The organism is Kitasatospora sp. NPDC058115 (assembly GCF_042884635.1).
Taxonomy (GTDB): domain Bacteria; phylum Actinomycetota; class Actinomycetes; order Streptomycetales; family Streptomycetaceae; genus Kitasatospora.
In genome coordinates this window covers 167,441-186,541 of record NZ_JBHVTL010000007.1, presented here as the reverse complement: position 1 = coordinate 186,541, position 19,101 = coordinate 167,441, and the positions used below count along the sequence as shown (strand labels likewise).

Here is a 19,101-nt window from a genome sequence, read left to right as displayed (position 1 = left end):
CTACCGACTTATACAGTCCGTCTGAGCCTTCACGGCCAAGCGAGGGGGAGACCCATGTCCCAGTCAGATCCGACCCGGCCCGTCCTGGAGCTGCGGGCGGTCACCCGGGTGCACGGCGCGGGCGCGGCCGAGGTGCAGGCGCTGCGCGGCGTCGACCTGGCCGTCCGCCCCGGCGAGTTCGTCGCCGTCATGGGGCCCTCCGGCTCCGGGAAGTCCACCCTGCTCACGCTGGCCGGCGGCCTGGACCGGCCCAGCCGCGGACAGGTGCTGGTCGAGGGCGTCGAACTCGGCGCGCTGAGCCGCACCGGCCTGGCCGCCGTGCGGCGCCGCTCGGTCGGCTACGTCTTCCAGGACTACAACCTCGTCCCCGCGCTGACCGCCGCCGAGAACATCGCGCTGCCCCGGGAGCTGGACGGCGTCTCCGGGCGGACCGCCCGCCGCGAGGCCCGGGCCGCGCTGGACGAGCTGGGCATCGGCGAGCTGGCCGACCGCTTCCCCGAGCAGCTGTCCGGCGGCCAGCAGCAGCGGGTCGCGATCGCCCGCGCGCTGGTCGGCGACCGGCGGCTGGTGCTGGCCGACGAGCCCACCGGAGCCCTCGACTCGGCCACCGGCGAGGCCGTGCTCGGCGTGCTGCGGGCGCGCTGCGACGCGGGGGCCGCCGCCATGATGGTCACCCACGACGCCCGGCACGCCGTCTGGGCCGACCGGGTGGTCGTGCTGCGCGACGGCCTGGTGGTCCAGGAGACCAGCGGACGGCAGGCCGCGCAGCTGCTGCCGGTCGGCGGGAACGGCGGCCGGTGATGAAGCTCTCCGCCCTGCGCGTCGCCCTGCGGATCGCCCGCCGCGACGCCCTGCGCGCCAAGGGCCGCAGCGCCCTGGTGGCCGCCATGGTCGCGCTTCCGGTGCTCGGTGTCGCCGGCGCCGACGTCGTCCACCGCAGTGGACAGCTCACCCCCGGCGAACGGGTCGAACGGCTGATGGGCGGGGCGGACGCCCTGATCACCGCCCACCGGCCGGGCCGCTCGGTCGACCAGGGACCGTTCGCCGAGGACGGCGTGCAGGTGCTCCAGGAGGACCGGACCGATCCGGCCTCGGTGGCGGCCGCCGCCGCGGCGGGTTCCCCCAGCGGCCTGGTCGCCGGGCTGCTGCCCGCCGGCGCCCTGCTGCTGCCGGCCACCCCCGGGCCGGCGGTCAGCACCTCCACCCGCGAGGGCCTGTTCACCACCTCGACCTCCGAGGCGGACCTCACCGACCGGATCTGGCAGGGCCGGCTCGACCTGGTCGAGGGGAGGGCGCCGAGCGCGCCGCACGAGGCGGCCGTCACCCGGGCCTTCCTCACCGAGGCCGGACTGCGGATCGGTGACTCCACCACGGTCAAGGGCCTCGACACGACGCCGTTCCGGCTGACCGCCGTGGTCGAGTACCCCGGGGACCTCGACAAGGTCGAGCTGGTGGCCCGGCCCGGCGAGCTGACCGCCCCGCTGGCCGCGGCGGCCCCGTCCGCCGCGGGCGGCCCGTCCGGGCTGACCGTGGCCGGGGCGGACGAGGGCCGCCCGGAGCGCTGGCTGGTGCGGATGCCCGGCGGCGCCGCCCTGGACTGGCCCGCCGTCCGCACGCTCAACCGGTACGGCTTCACGGTGACCTCGCGCGCCGTGGCGCTCGATCCGCCGCCCGCGTCCGCCGTCACCTACGACCCCGATCTGTTCAGGCTCCCCGACGCGGACAAGCGGGTCGTGGTGCTGGCCACGGTGGCCGGGATGGCGCTGCTGGAGGTCGCCCTGCTGGCCGGACCGGCCTTCGCGGTGGGCGCCCGGCGCGCGCGCCGGCAGCTCGCCCTGATCGGCGCCGCCGGCGGCGACCGCGGCCACGTCCGCGCGGTCGTGCTCGGCTCCGGGCTGGTGCTCGGAACCGTCGGGGCGGCCGTCGGCCTGGTGACGGGCGTCGGACTGGTCGCCGTGCTGCGGACCTGGGCGGAGGAGGCCGGCGGCAGCCGCTTCGGACACTTCGCGATCGCGCCGCTCGACCTGCTGGCGATCGCCGCCGTGGGAGTGGTCACCGCGCTGCTGGCCGCCGTGGTGCCCGCGGTCCAGGCCGCGCGCCGCGACGTGGTGGCCGGCCTCACCGGCCGGGACGCCGTCGGTGCGCCGAGCCGCAGGCTCCCGCTGCTGGGCCTGGTCCTGGTCGTCGCGGGTGCGGGCCTGGCGCTCTACGGCGCCGGCGGCCAGGACGCCACCGGCCTGCCGGTGTTCCAGGGGCTCACCCGGAAGGCGCTCACCGTGCTCGCCGGGGCGGTCACCGCCGAGATCGGCTTCCTGCTCCTCACCCCGCTGCTGATCGCGCTGTCCGGCCGGCTCGCCGCCCGGCTGCCGCTCGGCCCCCGGCTGGCCCTGCGCGACTCGGCCCGCCACCGCGGACGCACCGCGCCCGCCGTGGCCGCGGTGATGGCCGCCGTCGCCGGAGCCGTCGCCGTCGGCGTCTACACCACCGGCACCGAGGCCCAGGACCGGGCCGCCTACCGGCCGGCCGCCCCGATGGGGGCCGTCGTGGTCGAGGCCCCGATGAAGCCGGACGACCCGCAGCTGCCGCGGCTGCGCGCCGCCGTCGAGCGGGACCTGCCGGACGCGGGCGCGCGCGCCGACGTCCACGGCATGCTGTACGTCTTCTGCGAGGGCTGCTCCAGCGCGGTGCGGGCCAAGGGCACGGGCGGCCGGTTCGAGGACGGCGGCCCCGGGAGCCGCGCGCTGGTCGGCGACGCGACGGTGCTGCGCAACCTGTTCGGGGTGGACGACCGGGCCGTCGAGGAGGCCCTGGCCGCCGGCCGGGCGATCGTCTTCGACCGCGACCGGCTGCACGACGGCCGGGCGGTGCTCACCATGATGGGCGCGGCCGGCGGTGGCCCGGTCCAGCCGGGGGAGGCGCCGCAGCCGGGCGTCAAGGAGATCGCGGTCGACGCGCTCCTGGTCGACAACCCGGACGCAGCCCGGTACGGGGGGCTGCTGATGAGCCCGGAGGCGGTGCGCAAGGCCGGTCTCGCCACCGAGTCGATCGGCTCGGTGTGGCGGCCCGCGCACCCGCCCACCGCCAAGGTGCAGCAGCGCGTGGAGGCCGACGTGGCCCAGGTCGTCCCGCGGGCGACGCTGCACGTGGAACGCGGTTTCCAGCCGAAGGACGACGTGATCGGCCTCGCGCTCGCCGGGTTCGCCGGGGTGGTGGTGCTGGGCGCCGCGGCCGTGGCCACCGGTCTCGCCGCCGCCGACTCCCTGGCCGACCGGGCCACCCTGGCCGCGGTCGGTGCGCCGCCGCGGATCCACCGGGTGCAGGCCGGCCTGCAGAGCACGCTGATCGCGGGGCTCGGGGCGGTGATCGGTACGGTCAGCGGGTTCGTGCCCGCGGCGGCGCTGCTGCGCTCGCACGCGAGCGGGCGGATCGGTGAGCCGGCGGCCGCGTTCACCGCGCCGTGGGGGCTGCTGGTGATGATCACGGTGGTGCTGCCGGTGGTGGCGGGGCTGGGCGCGGCCGCGTTCACCCGCTCGCGGCTGCCGCTGGCGCGCCGGGCGGCGTGACGCCGGGCGGCGTCACGCCGCCCGGCCCGGAGGCCGCCGGCCGGGTGGGTGCGCTCAGCCGGCGGTCTCCAGGCGGGCGAGTTCGGCGGCGAGGTTGGCCCGGGCGGCGGCGTCGAAGCGGGCGTGCGCGGTGGGCGTGCGGTAGAGCGCGGGGAGCGCGAGCAACTGCCGGAGCACGGCCGCGCGCCCGGCGCGGAAGTCCGGCGCCGGCACGAAGGCGTACTCCTCCCGGACGGCCGCCGCGTACGCCGCGTAGTCCTGCGGCGGACCGCCGAGCACGGCGAGGTCGGCGTCGCACAGCACCTCGCCGTCGCGGTCGCCCGGCGCGGGGTGGTGGGTGACGGTGAGCCGGACCAGCCGGGCGACCTCCTCCACCCGGGCCGCCGGCAGCCCCAGCCCGGCGAGCGCGCGGACGGCGAGGACAGCGCTGCGCTCCTCGTTCTCGGAGCGGTCCGGGCGGTAGACGGCGTCGTGGAACCAGGCGGCCAGCCGGACGGCGTCCGGGTCGCCGGCGTGCCCGGCGAGCGCGTCGACGTGGCCCAGCACCGCCCGCAGGTGGTCGGTGGTGTGGTAGCGGCGCTGCGGCTCGGACCAGCGGCGCAGCAGCTCCCGGCCGGCCGGGGCGGGGTCGGCGTGCGCGCCGCAGCGGTGCAGCAGGGCGGTCCAGGCGGCGAGCAGGTCGGCGGGGGCGTCGGCGTCGGGCATGGCGCCATTCTGCTGGGCGGCGCCGCACGAACGGTCGATTCCACTGGACTGGATATGTCGGCGAGAGGTATATGTAGCTCCATGACGGAACGGGCCATGCAGGAACCGACACTGCTTCTGCTCACTGCGCTGGCCGATGCCCCCAGGCACGGCTACGCGCTCATCCAGGAGATCTCCGCGATCTCCGAGGGCCGGGTCAAGATGCGCACCGGCACGCTGTACGGCGCCCTCGACCGGCTGCTCCAGCAGGGCCTGATCGAGGTCGCCTCCGAGGAGATCGTCGACGGGCGGGCCCGGCGCACCTACGCGCTCACCGAGGGCGGACGGGGCGCGCTGGCCACCGAGGCCGAGCGGCTGCGCGCCGTCGCCGAGGAGGCCGAGCGGCGGCTGGCGGCCGTCCGCCCGACCGTCGTCCGGCCCGCCGCGGGGTCGGCCAAGCTCGCATTCATCAAGGTCAGGGGGGCCTACGCATGACGATCCAGTCCTTCCCCGGGATGGTGGCGGACCCGGTGGCGTTCCGCGCCGCGCTCCGGCTCTACCCGGCCCGCTACCGGCGCGAGCGCGGTGACGAGCTGTCCGCCGTCTTCGCGGACAGCACGGAGGGGGCGGGCCGGCTCGCCACCGTCCGGGAGGCCCTCGACCTGGGGTCGTACGGGCTGCGGATGCGCACCGGTCTGACCGCCACCTCGCTCGCGGGCCGGCTGCTCGCGCTGGCCGCGCCGCTGATCGCCGGGGCGATCGCGGGCCTGAGCCTGACCCTGGTCGGGTACGACGCCCTCCGCCCCGGCGGGTACTCCCTGTTGTGGAGGCTGCCGGACCGGCTCGTCCAGGTGCCCTACTTCCTGTGGGGCGTCGGCATGGTGATCGCGCCGCTGCTGCTGGCCGCCGCGGTCCTGGCCGGCCGGTGGCGGCTCGCGCGGCTCGCGGCGCTCGCCGTGGCGTTCGTCGGGCTCTGGGGGGCGGTGTGGGCGGCCGTCGCCTACGCCCCCAACACCTGGCTCTGCTTCCTGGAGATCGCCCAGGCGTCCCCGGCGCTGCTCGCCGGCCTGCTCCTCGCGCTCGCGCCGCAGGAGCTGCTGGAGCGTCCGAGCTGGCGCGACCGGGCCGTGGTGGTCGCGGCGGCGGTGGGTGGCGGGCTGGTCCTGTGGGCGGAGGACTTCTACGGCTCCTTCGTGCTGATGGACGGCGCGGCGGCCGCGGCGCTGCTGCTCGTCCCGCTGTTCGCGCTGCTCTTCGCGGCGCGCGAGCGGTTGGTACCGGCGGCGATCGGGCTCGCGGTGCTGCCGCTGACGGCCGGGTTCAACCTGTTCCGCGTCTGGCAGACGGTCGGCGGCGTGTGGCGGCTGCTCCCGATGGCGGTCGCGGTGCTGGTGGTGCTGCTGGCGGCAGGCCGGCTGCTGCGCCGCGGCGGTGCCGGGGCGGGAGGTGGCCGGAGCCTCGCCTGAGGGCGGGGACGGCCGGGGCCTCGCCGCCCCGCGAACGGCCGGACGACCGGGGTGCGTGACCCGGGCGTCCGGCCGTCGCGCGTTCCCGGGAGGGGCGCGTTGTCCGGCCAACCGGCCGCACGGGGCTCGCCGGGGGGCGGACCGGTGTGGCAGGCTATCCGATATGTCTAGACCAATTTTCGAAGTCATCGCGCTGACGCCCCAGGACGCCCAGGCCGCCGAGTCGGGCGGCGCCGACCGGCTCGAACTGGTCACCGACATGGCCGCCGACGGTCTCACCCCGTCGGCCGAGGACTTCGCCAGGATCCGTGCCGCCGTCGAGCTGCCGCTGCGCGTCATGCTCCGCATCCGGGACGGCTTCGCCCCCGGCGACCTGGACGAGCTGCGCGCCCGCGCCGCCGCGCTGCGGGCCGAGGGCGCCGACGAGTTCGTCTTCGGCTTCCTCGACGCCGCGGGCGCTGTCGACCTCGCCGCCACCGAGGCCGTCGCCGAGGCGGTGGCCGGCTGCCGCTGGACCTTCCACCGGGCGATCGACCACAGCGCCGACCGGGCCGCCGTCCGCGCGGCCGTCGGCGCGCTGCCCGGGCTGGACACCTTCCTCACCTCCGGCGCGGCCGGCGGCGTGGACGCCGGCCGGGACGTCCTGCTGGCCGAGCTGGCCCGGGCCGGCGAGCCCGGCCACACCCAGCGGATCCTGATCGGCGGCGGCCTGCGGGCCGAGCACCTGCCGGGGCTGCGGGCGGCCGGGTTCGACGCCTTCCACGTCGGCGGGGCCGTCCGGGTGGACGGCTGGCAGACGCCGGTCGACGCCGCCAAGGTCGCCGAGTGGCGGGCGATGATCGACGGCTGAGCCGGCGGCCCGCCCTCGGGGCACCGGGGCCGGACCGTCGTGCCGACGGACCGGCCCCGCGCGTTCAGCCCAGCTGCTCCGGCAGCGGCTCGGCGTGCAGCACCTCCAGGCCGGAGACCGCACGGGTCAGCGCCACGTACAGCCGCCGCAGCCCGGTCCGCTCGTCCGGCTCGCCCGCGACCACCGCGGCCGGCTCGTCCAGCACCACGTAGTCGTACTCCAGACCCTTGGCCAGTGACGCCGGGACGAGCGTCAGCCGGGCCTCGGCACTGGTCTCGGTGCCGGGTGCGAGGTGCGCGAGCCCGGCCTCGGCCAGCGCCTGCGCGAGCAGCGGGACGCGCGCGTCGGCCGCGATCAGACCGGTCGACCCCTCCCGCTCCAGCGCCCGCCGGCAGGCCTCGACCACGGCCTCGGTCCGCTCCCCCTCGGTGACCCGGCGGACCGTCAGCGATCCCGGGGCCTCACGCACCGAACTGGCCGGATTCAGCCCGGGGGCGATCGACGGCAGCAGCCGGGAGGCGTACGCGATGACCTCCTCCGGTACCCGGAAGCCCTTGGTCAGCTCCTCGATGTGGGCGGCCGGCTTGCCCAGGTGGTGCAGCGCCTCCGGCCAACTCGCCGTCGCCCAGGGGGTGGTGCCCTGCGCGAGGTCGCCCAGCACGGTCGCCGAGCCGGTGGTGCAGCGGCGGCCGACCGCGCGGTACTGCATCGGCGAGAGGTCCTGCGCCTCGTCCAGCACCACGTGCCCCAGCGAGGGGGTGCGCCGCACCAGGTCCGTCGCCTCGTCGACGAGGACGGCGTCGGCGGCCGTCCAGCGGGCGGTCTTCACCGAGCGGCCCCGCTTGGGCCACAGCACGGCGGCCTGCTCCTCGGCGCTCAGCACGCCCTGCGCGCAGGCGGCCAGGAACTCCGGCTCGGAGAGCAGCCGCAGCACCAGCCTGGCCGGGTCGACGGCCGGCCAGCACGCCCTGACCATCGCCTTCACCGCGGAGTTGCGGGCCACCGCGTCCTGCACCCGGTCGTCCGGGGCCTCGCCGCCCTGCTCCATCTTCAGCAGCACGGCGTGCGCGATCCGCTGCGGCAGCGCCTCCGCGGCCGCCCCGTAGCGGATGTCACGGCCCTTCAGTTCCTCGATGATCGCGACCAGTTCGTGCACCGGGACGCGCCAGCGGCGGGAGCCGCGGACCACCACGCACGGTTCGGCGGGCAGCGCGATGCCGGAGCGCACCGCCCGGCGCAGCACCTCCGCCATCCGGGCGTCGCCCTTCAGGCGGGCCGCCTCGGGGGTGTCCTCGCCGCGCACCTCGACGTGCCCGACCAGCTGCTGCACGGTGGCCTGCGCGACGTCCAGCTCGCCCAGCGCGGGCAGCACCTGCTCGATGTAGGAGAGGAAGGCGTTGTTGGGGCCGATCACGAGGGTCCCGGTGCGGGCCAGCCGCTCGCGGTGCGCGTACAGCAGGTACGCCACGCGGTGCAGGCCGACGGCGGTCTTCCCGGTGCCGGGGGCGCCCTGCACGCAGAGGGTGCCGGAGATGTCGGCGCGGACGATCTCGTCCTGCTCCGGCTGGATGGTCGCCACGATGTCGCGCATCGGGCCGACGCGCGGCTTCTCGATCTCCGCGGCCAGCAGGGCGGAGGAGGTCTCGTCCTCGGCGGGGTCGGAGAGGTGCTCGTCCTCGTACGCGGTGAGCTCGCCGCCGGTGTAGCCGAAGCGGCGGCGGCGCTCGACGTCCAGCGGCTCGGTGCGGCTGGCCCGGTAGAACGGCTGGGAGACCGGCGCGCGCCAGTCGATCACCATCGGGTCGCCGTCCGCGTCGTGCACGTGCCGGCGCCCGATGTAGAAGCTCTCCCCGCCCGATCCCTCGCTCAACTCCTCGCTGATCGCGTGCAGGTAGTCGAGCCGGCCGAAGAACAGCGGGGTGTGCGAGAGGTCGGCCAGGGCGGCGATCCTGGCCTCGATCTGGTTCTGCAGCACGAGGGCGGTGACCCAGGTGCCGGTGACGTCGCGGATGTCCAGGGACTCGACGTCCTCGCGCATCGCGCGCAGCGCGGCCCTGGACGCGGCCAGGTGGTCGCGTTCGCGCTGCAGGGGGTCGGTGGTGGGGGTGGCGGGCACAGCGAACCTTCCCGGCTGCCCCGGACGCGGGCGCAGCGGATCGTAGGAGCTCACGGTGGATACCGGCCGGTTGCCGAACGGCCGGTACCTCCCCCGGCTGCCTGCGCGACTTCAGCAGGTACCACGGTTCGGGAGGGGGCAGACGGACGATCCTAGCCGCGTCCGCCCCTCCGAGCCACCCCCGTCCCCGCCGTTACAGGACGTCGTCCGCGTCGATGATCCGGTAGGCGTAGCCCTGTTCGGCGAGGAAGCGCTGGCGGTGGGCGGCGAAGTCCTGGTCGACGGTGTCGCGGGCGACCACCGAGTAGAAGTGGGCGGCGTGCCCGTCCGCCTTGGGGCGCAGCACCCGGCCGAGGCGCTGGGCCTCCTCCTGCCGGGAGCCGAAGGTCCCGGAGACCTGGATGGCGACGGTCGCCTCCGGCAGGTCGATGGAGAAGTTGGCGACCTTGGAGACCACCAGGACGCCGATCTCCTTGTTGCGGAAGGCGTCGAACAGCTTCTCGCGCTGGGCGTTGCTGGTCTCGCCCTTGATCACCGGGGCGTCCAGGGCCTCGCCGAGCTCGTCGAGCTGGTCGATGTACTGGCCGATGATCAGCGTCTGGTCCTTCTCGTGCTTCTTGACCAGGGCCTCCACCACCCGGCGCTTGGTCGCCGTGGTCGCGCAGAAGCGGTAGCGCTCCTCGGGCTCCGCGGTCGCGTAGGCGAGCCGCTCGGAGTCGGTGAGGGTGACCCGCACCTCGCAGCAGTCGGCGGGCGCGATGTAGCCCTGCGCCTCGATCTCCTTCCACGGGGCGTCGAAGCGCTTGGGCCCGATCAGGCTGAACACGTCGCCCTCGCGGCCGTCCTCGCGCACCAGGGTGGCGGTCAGGCCGAGCCGGCGGCGGGCCTGGAGGTCCGCGGTGAACTTGAACACCGGGGCCGGCAGCAGGTGGACCTCGTCGTAGACGACCAGGCCCCAGTTGCGGGCGTCGAACAGCTCCAGGTGGGCGTAGACGCCCTTCCGCTTGGTGGTCATCACCTGGTAGGTGGCGATGGTGACCGGGCGGATCTCCTTCCTGGTGCCGCTGTACTCGCCGATCTCGTCCTCGGTGAGCGAGGTCCGCCGGACCAGCTCGTGCTTCCACTGGCGGGCCGAGACGGTGTTGGTGACCAGGATCAGCGTGGTCGACTTGGCGTGCGCCATCGCCGCCGCGCCGACCAGCGTCTTGCCGGCGCCGCAGGGCAGCACGACGACGCCCGAGCCGCCGTGCCAGAAGCCCTCCACGGCCTGCGCCTGGTAGGGGCGCAGGCTCCAGCCGTCCTCCTCCAGGTCGATCGGGTGCGCCTCGCCGTCCACGTAGCCGGCGAGGTCCTCGGCGGGCCAGCCGAGTTTCAGCAGCACCTGCTTGATCTGGCCGCGCTCGGAGGGGTGCACCACCACGGTGTCCGGGTCGATCCGGGCGCCGACCAGCGGGACGATCTTCTTGGACCGCAGCACCTCCTCCAGCACCGGTCGGTCGGTGCTGGTGAGCACCAGCCCGTGGGTCGGGTGCCTGACCAGCCGCAGCCGCCCGTACCGGGCCATCGTGTCGGCCACGTCGACCAGCAGCGCGTGCGGCACCGGGTAGCGCGAGTACGTCACCAGGGCGTCCACGACCTGCTCGGCGTCGTGGCCCGCGGCCCGCGCGTTCCACAGCCCGAGCGGCGTCACCCGGTACGTGTGCACGTGCTCGGGCGCCCGCTCCAGCTCCGCGAACGGCGCGATGGCCCGGCGGCAGTCGGCGGCCTTGGGGTGGTCGATCTCCAGGAGAAGAGTTTTGTCGCTCTGGACGATGAGCGGTCCGTCGTTCACGCGGGGGTGCCCTCCACTGGCTGACAGGTCTGTCGGGTCTGCGGGTCCGTCGGGACGCCGACCCTCCAGTGTCGCGCATCCGGACGGGTGGGCGGGACCGCCGCGGGCCGGAAGGGCGGGAAGGCTACTTCCACTCGTGGAACGCGCCGGTGGACTTGCCGTCCGGGGCGACCTCGTACTCGAAGAGGCCGACGACGTGGTTGAGGCGGTCGAGCCGGGGCGAGGAGGTGGTGAAGAAGAGCGAGCCGCGCCAGCTGGTGCCGCCGCCCTCGGTGAAGCGGCCGATGCCGATGCCGCGCCACACGACGCTCTCGCCGTCGGCCGTCATGTCGACGCCCTGGCCCTCGCCGTGCAGGCTGCCGTCGGCGCGCAATTCGGACTCGTAGGTGCCGAAGCCGGTGACGGGGGTGCCGTAGTAGCTGCCGCTGCCCTCGAACGAGACCTCGACGACGACATGGCCGTCCCCGGCGTCGAGGACGCGCCGGCCGGTGTCATGGCCCTGGGTGTTGCCGATCGGATCGCCGAGCATGATGACTCCTTTCGTCACCCCCCGCACTCCGGACTACGCCGGTGGGGGCGGGGCGTCAACTGCCGGTACGGGCGGTGCGGAAGGGGTGGCGGGGGGTGACCGTCGGCGCGGTGGCTCGTTGGGCAGGGCATGAACAAGTCGAAGCGCGTCCTCACCGCTCTCGCCCTCGCCGGCACGGCCTTCGCCGCCACCGCCTCCTCGGCCGGCTCCGCGCACGCGATCGCCGGCGTCGGGGAGGGGCCGGGCGGTCTGCTGGCCTCGCCCGGGTTCCTGCTCGCCGACCTGACCGGGGCGACCTCCGTGATGCCGGTGGGGCAGGGCGACCTCGCCGCCATGGCGGACAAGGCGCTCAAGGAGAAGCAGGCGGAGCAGGCCGCCAAGCAGCAGGGGCACTGAGCCCGTTGCCCGTCGCCCGCTGCGCGGCGCGGGCTACTCGTCCAGTTCGGCGACGCCGGTGATCCGGTGCAGCGCGAAGGTGCGCAGTTCGCCGTCGTGGTGGTCGAAGGCGGTGACGTAGCCGCCTTCGACCTTGACCGGGTCGATGATCCGCTGGCTGGCCAGGCCCTCCGCGTTGAGGTAGCCGATCCACATCCGCTCGCCGAGCAGGACCGCCGTCTGCAGTGCGGCCAGGGTCTCGGCGGCGGCCGTGCGCGGGAGTTGACGCCCGGCCGGGGCGGTGGGCTCGCGGCGGACGGCGGTGGCGGCCCGGTCGCCGGCCCGGATCGCCTTGACCGCGGCGGCGAGCAGGGTGTCGTCCGGTGCGGGCGGGCCGTCCGGGACGGGCACCGGGGCGGCGCGCGGCGGGGTGCGGTGGCTGTCCGGGCGGGTGATCAGCACGTCGCCCTCGGCGGACTCGGCGGCCGGCGCGTACCCCATGGCGCGCAGGCCCGCGAGCAGCACGTCGGGCGCGGCCTGGGCGGCCAGCACGGTGGGGGCGAGCAGCCGCAGCCGCAGGTCGGCGGAGCGGCGGTCGGCCAGGATCTCGTTCAGCAGGGCCGGGTCGTCGCAGCGCAGGTAGGACGAGGCGGCGCCGACCCGCAGCAGGCCGTGCCGCCGGGCGACGTCGTCGATCAGATAGCCGAGCGGCTGCGGCACGGGCGTGCGGGAGTGCTGCGCCAGGAAGGCCCGCAGGTCGGCGGCGGTGCGGCCGGCGTCCAGGGCGCGGCGCACCGAGCCGGGGGTGAACCGGTAGACGGTCGCGCCGCCCTTGGACTCGATGTCGGCGCAGAGCGCGAGCGCCTGGGCGAGCGGGGTGAGCAGCGGGCCGGGGGCGATCGCGGTGAGGTCCGGCTGCAGGATGACGTGGTCGAGGGGCTGCGGCAGCAGCGGGGCGAGCACGGCGGCCGGGTCGTGCTCGGCGGTGAGCAGGGCCCGGGCGGGGGCGGCGAGCGCGCCGCGGCCGGTGACGCCGAGGAGTTCGGCCTCGGCGAGGGTCCAGGCCACCAGCTGGTCGCGCAGGTCGCCGCCGCCGTCGGGGGCGGTCGGTCCGCCGCGCAGCGGGCGCTGCCAGCGCAGCGTGGGCAGCAGTTCCCCGGCGGTGGCCGCGGTGCCGGGCGGGAGTTCGGCGAGCAGGGCGAGGGCGGCGCGGCGGACGGACGGGGCGAGGGTGCGGTCCAGCTCCGGGCCGAGCGCGGCCCGCGGCCGGCCCTTGCCGTCGGGGGCGCTGGCGAGGGCCGGGACGCGGGTGGCGGCGAGCCAGGCGCGGGCGAGCACGGTCCACCGCTCGGCGGTGTCCAGCCGCAGCCACTCGTCGTAGCCGGGGGTCGGCGCCCAGTGCTCGTCGACCTCGCCGTCCGGGGCCAGCAGGCCCGCGGTGTAGGCGAGTTCGAGCCAGAAGGCGGCGACCGGCTCGGTGCTGTCCAGGGCCTGGGCGGTGCGCTTGAGGTCGCGCACGCCGAGGCCGCCGGCGCGCAGGGTGGGCGGCGGGGTGAGGCCCCAGAGGTCGAGCAGTTCCTCGACGGTCCGCACGGCGGTGTGCGCCTGACCGGCGGCGGCGCCGTCCACCACCCGGGCTTCGCGCGGCGCGGCGGCGGGCGCCGGCTCCGGCGGCAGCGGTTCCACGGTGCGGTGCGCGCGGCCGCCGCGCAGGTGGAGGGCGAGTTCGCGGGGCAGCACCACGCTGCCCGGGCTGCTGGGCAGCAGCAGACCGCGGGCCAGCAGCCACTCGACCGGGCTCTGCGCGTCCTCGGCGGTGACCGGGCGGGTGGCGTCCGGGACGGTGCCGGTGGGCGGCCCCCAGACCAGCCGGTCGAGCAGCCGCAGGGCGGGTTCGGGCGCGGTGGCGAGCAGGTCCGCGCAGCGGGCGCGGTCGGAGAGCAGCGCGGTGAACGCGGCGACGGCGGTGACCGGGTCGGGCGTCGCGGGCTGTCCGGCGGAGGCGAGCAACTGCTGCAGGCGGGCCGGGGACATCCCGGTGGTGGCCTCGGCGAAGGTCGGGCCGAGGCCGGTGCGGCCGGGGTTGACGGCGGTCGGGGCGAGCGCCTCGCGGACCGCGATGACCAGGCGCAGGCCGTTGTCCGGGCCCCAGAGCAGTGCGCGGTCACGCAGGGTGGCCAGGGCGCGGGGGAGTGCGGCGGCGACGGCGGACCGGTCGGCGGCGCTCAGCGGGGTGGCGCCGGGGTGCGGCTTCACCTTGACCGGCCCGGCCAGCAGGGTGCGCACGGCGGCGGGCGTGGCGCCGTCGGGCAGGGCGGCGAGGGCCTCGGCGGTCTGCAGGGTGAAGCGGTCCAGCCGCTCCAGCGCGCGCAGGGCGGAGGCGCGGGAGGAGAGCCGGGCGGTGAGCTGGGTGAGGTCGCCGGGCACGGGGTTGAGCAGGTCGGGGCGGGACCGGAGCAGGGCGGCGAGGTCGTCGTCGGGCCGGGCGCGCAGTTCCTCGGCGAGGGTGCGGGGGCCGGCGGCGGACTTGGCCTGGCGTTGGGGGCCCTGCGGTGTGGTCATTCGACCTAGGTTAGTCGGGTGACGGCGGGCCGGGAGGGTCCCGGCGTCGACGCGACGGCCGGTGCGGCGGTGGCCGTCCGGGGCGTTGCGGCTCGCGTGGCGGGGTGGCGGGTGGGTAGCGTCACGGTCGGCGGGGACGACGCCGCGTCCGGGCGCGCGGCGGGTCCGGTTCGGTACGGGCAAGGCGGGGTGTGCGGGATGGCGGACGGCGAGTGGTGGCGCAAGCAGGGGCCCTGGAGCGAGCCGCCGGGTGCCCAGGGGGCCGGGGGCCGGGGCGGGGGTGGTGAGGGGGACAGCGTGTACGCGCAGGAGCCGGCGCCCGCCGCACCGCCGCGCCCCCCGGTGCCGCCGCGCCCTGCCGGACCGCCGTCCGCGCCGCCGTCCGCGCCGGGTGGTGGGGCGGACGGCGGCGCGCCCGCCGCGTTCCTGCCGCCGCCCGCGCGGTCCCCGAAGGCCGCGCCGTCTCCGGGGGCCGGGTCGTCCCCGAAGGCCGCGCCGTCCGCCGCCTCCGGGCGGGACGGCGGCTCGCCGTGGATCGCGAAGCCGGCCGAGGGCGCCCCCGTCGACCCCGAGGCGCTGCCGCCCGCGTACCGCGCCGTGCACACGGGCGACTGGGACTACGTGAGCATCGACTTCGGGGACGGCCCGGTCGCGTCCAACCGGCCGATCCCCGGGCAACGGACCGCCCCCGAGGACGAGACCGGCCCCGGGGCGGGCGGGGACGCCGCGCCGGGCGACCCGCCGGCGCCCGAGCCGGCCGAGCCGCCCGCCGCCCCCGGGACGAAGAAGCGCCGGGCGAAGAAGACCAAGGCGCGCAAGGGCAAGGGCGCTGCGCCGGACGCCGGGGCCGCCTCCGCCGACGGCGCGCCCGACGCCGCAGGCGGGCCCGCCAAGGCCGGGGCGTCCGTCCGCCGCCCCTCGGCGCTGCTGCTGCTCTCCGCCGCCGTGCTGATCGGCGGCGCCGTCACCGGGCAGCTCATCGCCATGCTGATCGGCTGGGCGCTCGGCTACCTCTCCCGCCAACTGTCCGACCTCACCCGCAAGGTGGCCGTGTTCGGGATCCCGCTGATGACGATCAGCAGCAGCTCGCTCTGGTTCTGGGGCCGCGCCCAGGGCCGCTGGGGCACCGCGATGGGCCCGGGCGAGCAGGCCGACCAGGCGGTCTGGGAGGCTGCGCCGGGCGTGCTGCGGGTGGCGGCCGTGCTGTCGGCCGTCTTCCTGCTCCTGATGTCGCTGCTCCGCCGTGGCGGGGGAGCGGACGGCGCGGGCCGGTAACTCCCGGGCGGAGGACGGGAGAAGGGGAAAGGCGTCGTCTCCTGTTCATGGCCGGGCGTACGTCGCTCTGATGGAATGTCGGCCTCGGTGTCCCCGAGCTTCAGCAGCCGCAGGAGGTCTCCCGTGCCGCCGTCCGCATCGTCCACGCCGTCCACGCCGTCCGCGTCCCCGGCACCCCCGCCGTCCGGCCCGTCGCGCCCCCGGTCCGCCGCGCTCAGCCGCCGCGGCCTGCTGGTCGGCGCGGCCGTCGCGGCCGGCGCCCAGGCGCTCGACCTCCGTACGGCGCACGCGGAACCGGTCCGCCGTGACCCGTTCCTCCTCGGCGTGGCCAGCGGCGACCCGCTGCCCGACGCCGTGGTCCTGTGGACCCGGCTGGTCGCCGACCCGTTCGACGCCGCCTCGATGGGCACCCGTACCGTGCCCGTCTCCTGGGAGGTCGCGACGGACCCGGACTTCCGCCGGGTCGTCCGGCGCGGCGTCGCCGCCGCCGAGGCCGGGCGCGCCCACAGCGTCCACGTCGACGTGCGCGGACTCCAGCCCGGCCGCGACCACTGGTACCGCTTCCGGGCCGGGCGCCACCTCAGCCCGGCCGCCCGCACCCGCACTGCCCCCGCGGCCGGCGCCCGCCCCGGCCGGCTGCGCCTCGGCGTGGTCAACTGCCAGGACTGGCAGCACGGTTACTGGCCCGCGTACACCGCGCTCGCCGCCGAGGACCTCGACGCCGTCGTGCACCTCGGCGACTACATCTACGAGACCGACCCGAACAGCGCCCTCCCGGACCGCCTGCACACCACCCCGCAGACCCCGGGCCTCAACCAGCTGGTCACCCTCGCCGACTACCGGGCCCGCCACGCCCAGTACAAGACCGACCCGGCCCTCCGGGCCGCGCACGCCGCCTTCCCCTGGATCGTCACCTGGGACGACCACGAGGTCGAGAACAACTACGCCGGCCTGGTCGACGAGATCGACGACACCGGCGCCGCCCACCAGGACACCGCCGCCATGGCCCGCGAGCGCGCCGCCGCCTACCAGGCGTACTACGAGCACATGCCGCTGCGGACCCCCTACCGCAACGGCTCCCCCGACTACCGGCTGTACCGCCGCTTCGACTTCGGTGACCTGCTGCGGCTCAACGTGCTCGACACCCGCCAGTACCGCACCGACCAACCAGGCGGCCACAGCCAGGACTTCGGACCCGTGGCGGACGGCCTCGGGAACACCGCCGGCACCCTGACCGGCGCGGAGCAGGAGGAGTGGCTGCGCCGCGGCCTGAGCGGCTCCCGGGCCCGCTGGAACGTCATCGCCCAGCAGGTGATGACGAGCCAGGTCCGCGTCCCCAACATCCTGGACCCGGCCCACCCGCTGCCACCGCTCGCCAACCTCGACCAGTGGGACGGCTACGACCCCGCCCGCGCCCGGCTGTTGCGCTTCCTGCGGGACGCCGCGGTGGCCAACCCGGTGGTGCTCGCCGGGGACATCCACTCCTCCTGGTTCAGCGACCTGCGGATCGACCGCGACGACCTCGCCGCCGCCCCGGTCGCCGTCGAGTTCACGGCCACCAGCGTCAGTTCGGAGTTCCCGGCCGCCTTCGACGCGGCGCTCAAGGCGTTCAACCCCTCGCTCAACCCGCACGTGCGCTACTTCGACGGCCTGCGCCGCGGCTACCTGCGGCTGGACGTGGACCGGGAGCGGTGGCTGACCGACGCCCGCACGGTCGACCGCGTCGACGTCCGCGAGTCGCCGGTGCGGACCTCCGCCTCCTGGGCCGTGGCGGCCGGCGAGCCCGGACTGGTCCCCGCCTGACCGTTCACCCGTCCGCCGGACGGGCGGCCCGCCCGTCCGGCAGAATCGGCGGCGTGCTGAGAATCGGTTCGGTGGTGCTCGGGGTGGCGGACGTCCGCCGCGCGGCGGCGTTCTGGGGCGAGGCCCTCGGCTACGTCCCCCGCGACGGCCTGGTCGAGGACCGCTGGGTGGTGCTCGTCCCGGCGGACGGCGCGCCCGGCGTCCAGGTGGCGCTCGGCCGCAGCACCACCCCGCCGCAGCACCACCCGCGCGTCCACCTGGACCTCTACGCGGCCGACGCGGCGGACCAGGCGGCCGAGGTGGCGCGGCTGGTCGCCCTCGGCGCCCGGCGGGTCGACTGGGACCTCTACCCGGAGGACCCGGACTTCGTGGTCGTCGAGGACCCGGACGGGAACCGCTTCTGCGTGATCGACGCCGGCCGCTCCCAGGGCGAGCCCTAGGGTCTGTCTCTTGGATTTTGGCGGACCCGGCAAGGATCCAAGAGACAGGCCCTAAGCCGCGTCGCCCCCGCGGTGCCCGCGGCCGCGGCGGTGCTCGCGGGGGTGCTCCTCCCGGTGGGCGGCGCGGGTCTCCATGCCGCTGCGGACGGTCCGGCCCAGCGCGCCGGCGGCCGCCGCCAGGAAGACGAAGTTGTAGGCGATCTGCAGCAGCACCACCAGCCGCGGCCCCTGTCCGGCCGGGGTGATGTCCCCGTAGCCGATGGTCGCCATCGTGACGACCGTGAAGTACAGCGAGTCGAGCCGGGTCTCCAGCCCGACGAACTCGCCCGGGCGGTCGGCCAGGACGTAGTAGGTGCCGGCGAAGACGGTCAGCGAGAGGCAGATCAGGAAGGCCAGCCAGACTCCGGGGTGACGGCCCGTGCCGCGGAAGGTGTCGACGATCCGGGCCACCAGCAGCCCGGTCAGGCCGGTCAGCACCACCCCGAAGAGCACCCAGCTCAGCCCCGGGCGGTCCTTGCCCAGGACGCGCAGCGGAAGGGTGAAGTAGCCGAGCATCAGCAGGGTGAACGAGCCGAGCAGCAGGCCCCAGGCCCGGAGGTCGGGATTGTCCCGGGAGGGCGACGCGGCCGGGACCGGGGGCGGGGGCTGCCGGGTGCTCATCGCGGTCGGCGCGCCCCGGCCGGACCGGCGCCGGGCTCGTCCGGGAACTCCGGCCGGGCGGGCCCGCCGGTCACCCGTTCGGTGCCGGCCGCCCGGACGGCCGGGCCGCCGTCCGCCCGGGCCCCGACGGCGGCGGGACGGGCGCGCAGCCCGGTGCGCTCGCCGGGCCGGGCGCCGGGCTCCTCGCTCGCCATGCCTGGACTCCGTTCCTCCGGTGGTGCACACCAGGAGACAACGGATCAAAACGGACGGCCAGTCGGGCCCGGGGGCGAGGCGGCCGAACAGCCGGACACGACGAAGCCCCCGCCACGGGGCGGGGGCTCCGGCCGGATTCGGGCCGCTGGGTCTCAGGCGGTGGTGGTGGACCGCGGCTGCTCGGTGGCCTTGGTCACATTGGTCGGGTTCACGGCCTGGCGGGGCTGCTCGGCAGCCGGCTGCGCCGGGGCGGCGGTGCTCTGGGCGGTGCTCTGCGCGGTGCCCTGGGACGCGTCGGCGGCGGGCGTGTCGTCCTCGCGCATCGCCTTCGTCTCCGCCTTGAGGATGCGCATCGACTTGCCGAGGCCGCGGGCCATCTCCGGCAGCTTCTTCGACCCGAACAGCAGGATCACGACAGCCAGCACCACGAGCACGTGCCAGGGCTCAAGACCGTTACGCAGCATCCCTGGCCACCGGTCCCTTCTCGTCTAGAGTGATACGTCACAGTTGGGCAAAGCGCCCGTCCTGGCCAGTATGCCTGCCCGTGGCGGCGAACGTATACACCGGCCGGGAAACGCTGGTCAAAAACCAGATGTTGCGGGGGCGGACGCCGCGCGGTGCGTCACGGCCCGTCCGGGGCACCGCTGTCCGCCGAGGTCAGGCCGGGTGGGACCGGCTCCGGCCGGCCGCCGTACGCCGGTGCCGCCCGGTCCGGCCGGGGAACGCGCGACCGGGGAGCACGCCTCCCGCGC

At 76.3% G+C, this 19,101-nt stretch carries 17 protein-coding genes; 9 read left to right on the top strand and 8 right to left on the bottom strand.

Annotated elements, in window-relative coordinates:
• Nucleotides 1-54: 54 nt before the first annotated feature.
• Together ACFVVL_RS10030 and ACFVVL_RS10025 are read left to right on the top strand one after the other, a co-directional pair.
• Complete coding sequence (locus ACFVVL_RS10030) at nucleotides 55-801, top strand: ABC transporter ATP-binding protein (RefSeq protein WP_380290751.1); 747 nt, start codon at nucleotides 55-57, stop codon at nucleotides 799-801.
• Entirely contained in the window at nucleotides 801-3,563 is a 2,763-nt protein-coding gene (locus ACFVVL_RS10025) for an FtsX-like permease family protein (protein ID WP_387673045.1), read from the top strand. Before ACFVVL_RS10030 ends, ACFVVL_RS10025 begins: the two co-directional genes overlap by 1 nt.
• A gap of 54 nt (nucleotides 3,564-3,617) precedes the next feature.
• Here the strand turns inward: ACFVVL_RS10025 and ACFVVL_RS10020 are convergent, their stop codons facing one another.
• Nucleotides 3,618-4,268 carry a hypothetical protein gene (locus tag ACFVVL_RS10020; RefSeq protein ID WP_387673042.1) on the bottom strand — a complete coding sequence of 217 codons (651 nt, stop codon included), beginning with the start codon at nucleotides 4,266-4,268 and terminating at the stop codon, nucleotides 3,618-3,620.
• Between the two features lie 81 nt (nucleotides 4,269-4,349).
• Here ACFVVL_RS10020 and ACFVVL_RS10015 point away from each other — a divergent pair, with 81 nt between their 5' ends.
• The 3 genes from ACFVVL_RS10015 to ACFVVL_RS10005 all read left to right on the top strand — a co-directional run bounded on the left by ACFVVL_RS10015 (nucleotide 4,350) and on the right by ACFVVL_RS10005 (nucleotide 6,563).
• On the top strand, nucleotides 4,350-4,742 hold the full coding sequence (locus ACFVVL_RS10015) for a PadR family transcriptional regulator (protein ID WP_387673039.1): 393 nt from the start codon (nucleotides 4,350-4,352) through the stop codon (nucleotides 4,740-4,742).
• Complete coding sequence (locus tag ACFVVL_RS10010) at nucleotides 4,739-5,713, top strand: hypothetical protein (protein ID WP_387673036.1); 975 nt, start codon at nucleotides 4,739-4,741, stop codon at nucleotides 5,711-5,713. The genes ACFVVL_RS10015 and ACFVVL_RS10010 overlap by 4 nt, the downstream gene beginning before the upstream one ends.
• Nucleotides 5,714-5,876: 163 nt before the next feature.
• Nucleotides 5,877-6,563 (top strand): copper homeostasis protein CutC, encoded by a 687-nt coding sequence (locus ACFVVL_RS10005; RefSeq protein WP_380290760.1) that lies wholly within the window; start codon nucleotides 5,877-5,879, stop codon nucleotides 6,561-6,563.
• Between the two features lie 64 nt (nucleotides 6,564-6,627).
• Here the strand turns inward: ACFVVL_RS10005 and ACFVVL_RS10000 are convergent, their stop codons facing one another.
• The 3 genes from ACFVVL_RS10000 to ACFVVL_RS09990 form a co-directional block, all read right to left on the bottom strand.
• The gene (locus ACFVVL_RS10000) at nucleotides 6,628-8,679 is read right to left on the bottom strand and encodes a HelD family protein (protein ID WP_387673032.1); all 2,052 of its coding nucleotides are present in this window, start codon (nucleotides 8,677-8,679) and stop codon (nucleotides 6,628-6,630) included.
• 193 nt (nucleotides 8,680-8,872) lie between these two features.
• Complete coding sequence (locus tag ACFVVL_RS09995; RefSeq protein WP_380290764.1) at nucleotides 8,873-10,510, bottom strand: DNA repair helicase XPB; 1,638 nt, start codon at nucleotides 10,508-10,510, stop codon at nucleotides 8,873-8,875.
• Between the two features lie 124 nt (nucleotides 10,511-10,634).
• Complete coding sequence (locus ACFVVL_RS09990) at nucleotides 10,635-11,039, bottom strand: hypothetical protein (protein ID WP_387673028.1); 405 nt, start codon at nucleotides 11,037-11,039, stop codon at nucleotides 10,635-10,637.
• A gap of 129 nt (nucleotides 11,040-11,168) precedes the next feature.
• On the opposite strand from ACFVVL_RS09990, the gene ACFVVL_RS09985 reads away from it, so the two are divergent.
• A complete protein-coding gene (locus tag ACFVVL_RS09985) occupies nucleotides 11,169-11,435 on the top strand; it encodes a hypothetical protein (protein ID WP_380290769.1) in 267 nt (88 codons plus the stop codon).
• Between the two features lie 33 nt (nucleotides 11,436-11,468).
• Here the strand turns inward: ACFVVL_RS09985 and ACFVVL_RS09980 are convergent, their stop codons facing one another.
• Entirely contained in the window at nucleotides 11,469-13,976 is a 2,508-nt protein-coding gene (locus ACFVVL_RS09980) for a helicase C-terminal domain-containing protein (RefSeq protein ID WP_387673025.1), read from the bottom strand.
• A 198-nt stretch (nucleotides 13,977-14,174) separates the two neighbouring features.
• On the opposite strand from ACFVVL_RS09980, the gene ACFVVL_RS09975 reads away from it, so the two are divergent.
• From ACFVVL_RS09975 to ACFVVL_RS09965, 3 genes are all read left to right on the top strand, one after another.
• Nucleotides 14,175-15,251, top strand: coding sequence for a hypothetical protein (locus ACFVVL_RS09975; protein WP_387673023.1), 1,077 nt, complete (start codon nucleotides 14,175-14,177; stop codon nucleotides 15,249-15,251).
• Nucleotides 15,252-15,374: 123 nt separating this feature from the next.
• Nucleotides 15,375-17,054 (top strand): alkaline phosphatase D family protein, encoded by a 1,680-nt coding sequence (locus ACFVVL_RS09970; RefSeq protein ID WP_387673020.1) that lies wholly within the window; start codon nucleotides 15,375-15,377, stop codon nucleotides 17,052-17,054.
• A gap of 53 nt (nucleotides 17,055-17,107) precedes the next feature.
• A complete protein-coding gene (locus tag ACFVVL_RS09965) occupies nucleotides 17,108-17,494 on the top strand; it encodes a VOC family protein (RefSeq protein ID WP_387673017.1) in 387 nt (128 codons plus the stop codon).
• 51 nt (nucleotides 17,495-17,545) lie between these two features.
• Here ACFVVL_RS09965 and ACFVVL_RS09960 read toward each other — a convergent pair whose 3' ends face one another.
• The 3 genes from ACFVVL_RS09960 to tatA form a co-directional block, all read right to left on the bottom strand.
• Nucleotides 17,546-18,154, bottom strand: coding sequence for a potassium channel family protein (locus ACFVVL_RS09960; RefSeq protein WP_380290779.1), 609 nt, complete (start codon nucleotides 18,152-18,154; stop codon nucleotides 17,546-17,548).
• Complete coding sequence (locus ACFVVL_RS09955) at nucleotides 18,151-18,348, bottom strand: hypothetical protein (RefSeq protein ID WP_387673013.1); 198 nt, start codon at nucleotides 18,346-18,348, stop codon at nucleotides 18,151-18,153. Before ACFVVL_RS09955 ends, ACFVVL_RS09960 begins: the two co-directional genes overlap by 4 nt.
• A 153-nt stretch (nucleotides 18,349-18,501) precedes the next feature.
• Nucleotides 18,502-18,813 (bottom strand): Sec-independent protein translocase subunit TatA, encoded by a 312-nt coding sequence (tatA, locus tag ACFVVL_RS09950; protein WP_380290783.1) that lies wholly within the window; start codon nucleotides 18,811-18,813, stop codon nucleotides 18,502-18,504.
• Between the last annotated feature and the right edge of the window lie 288 nt (nucleotides 18,814-19,101).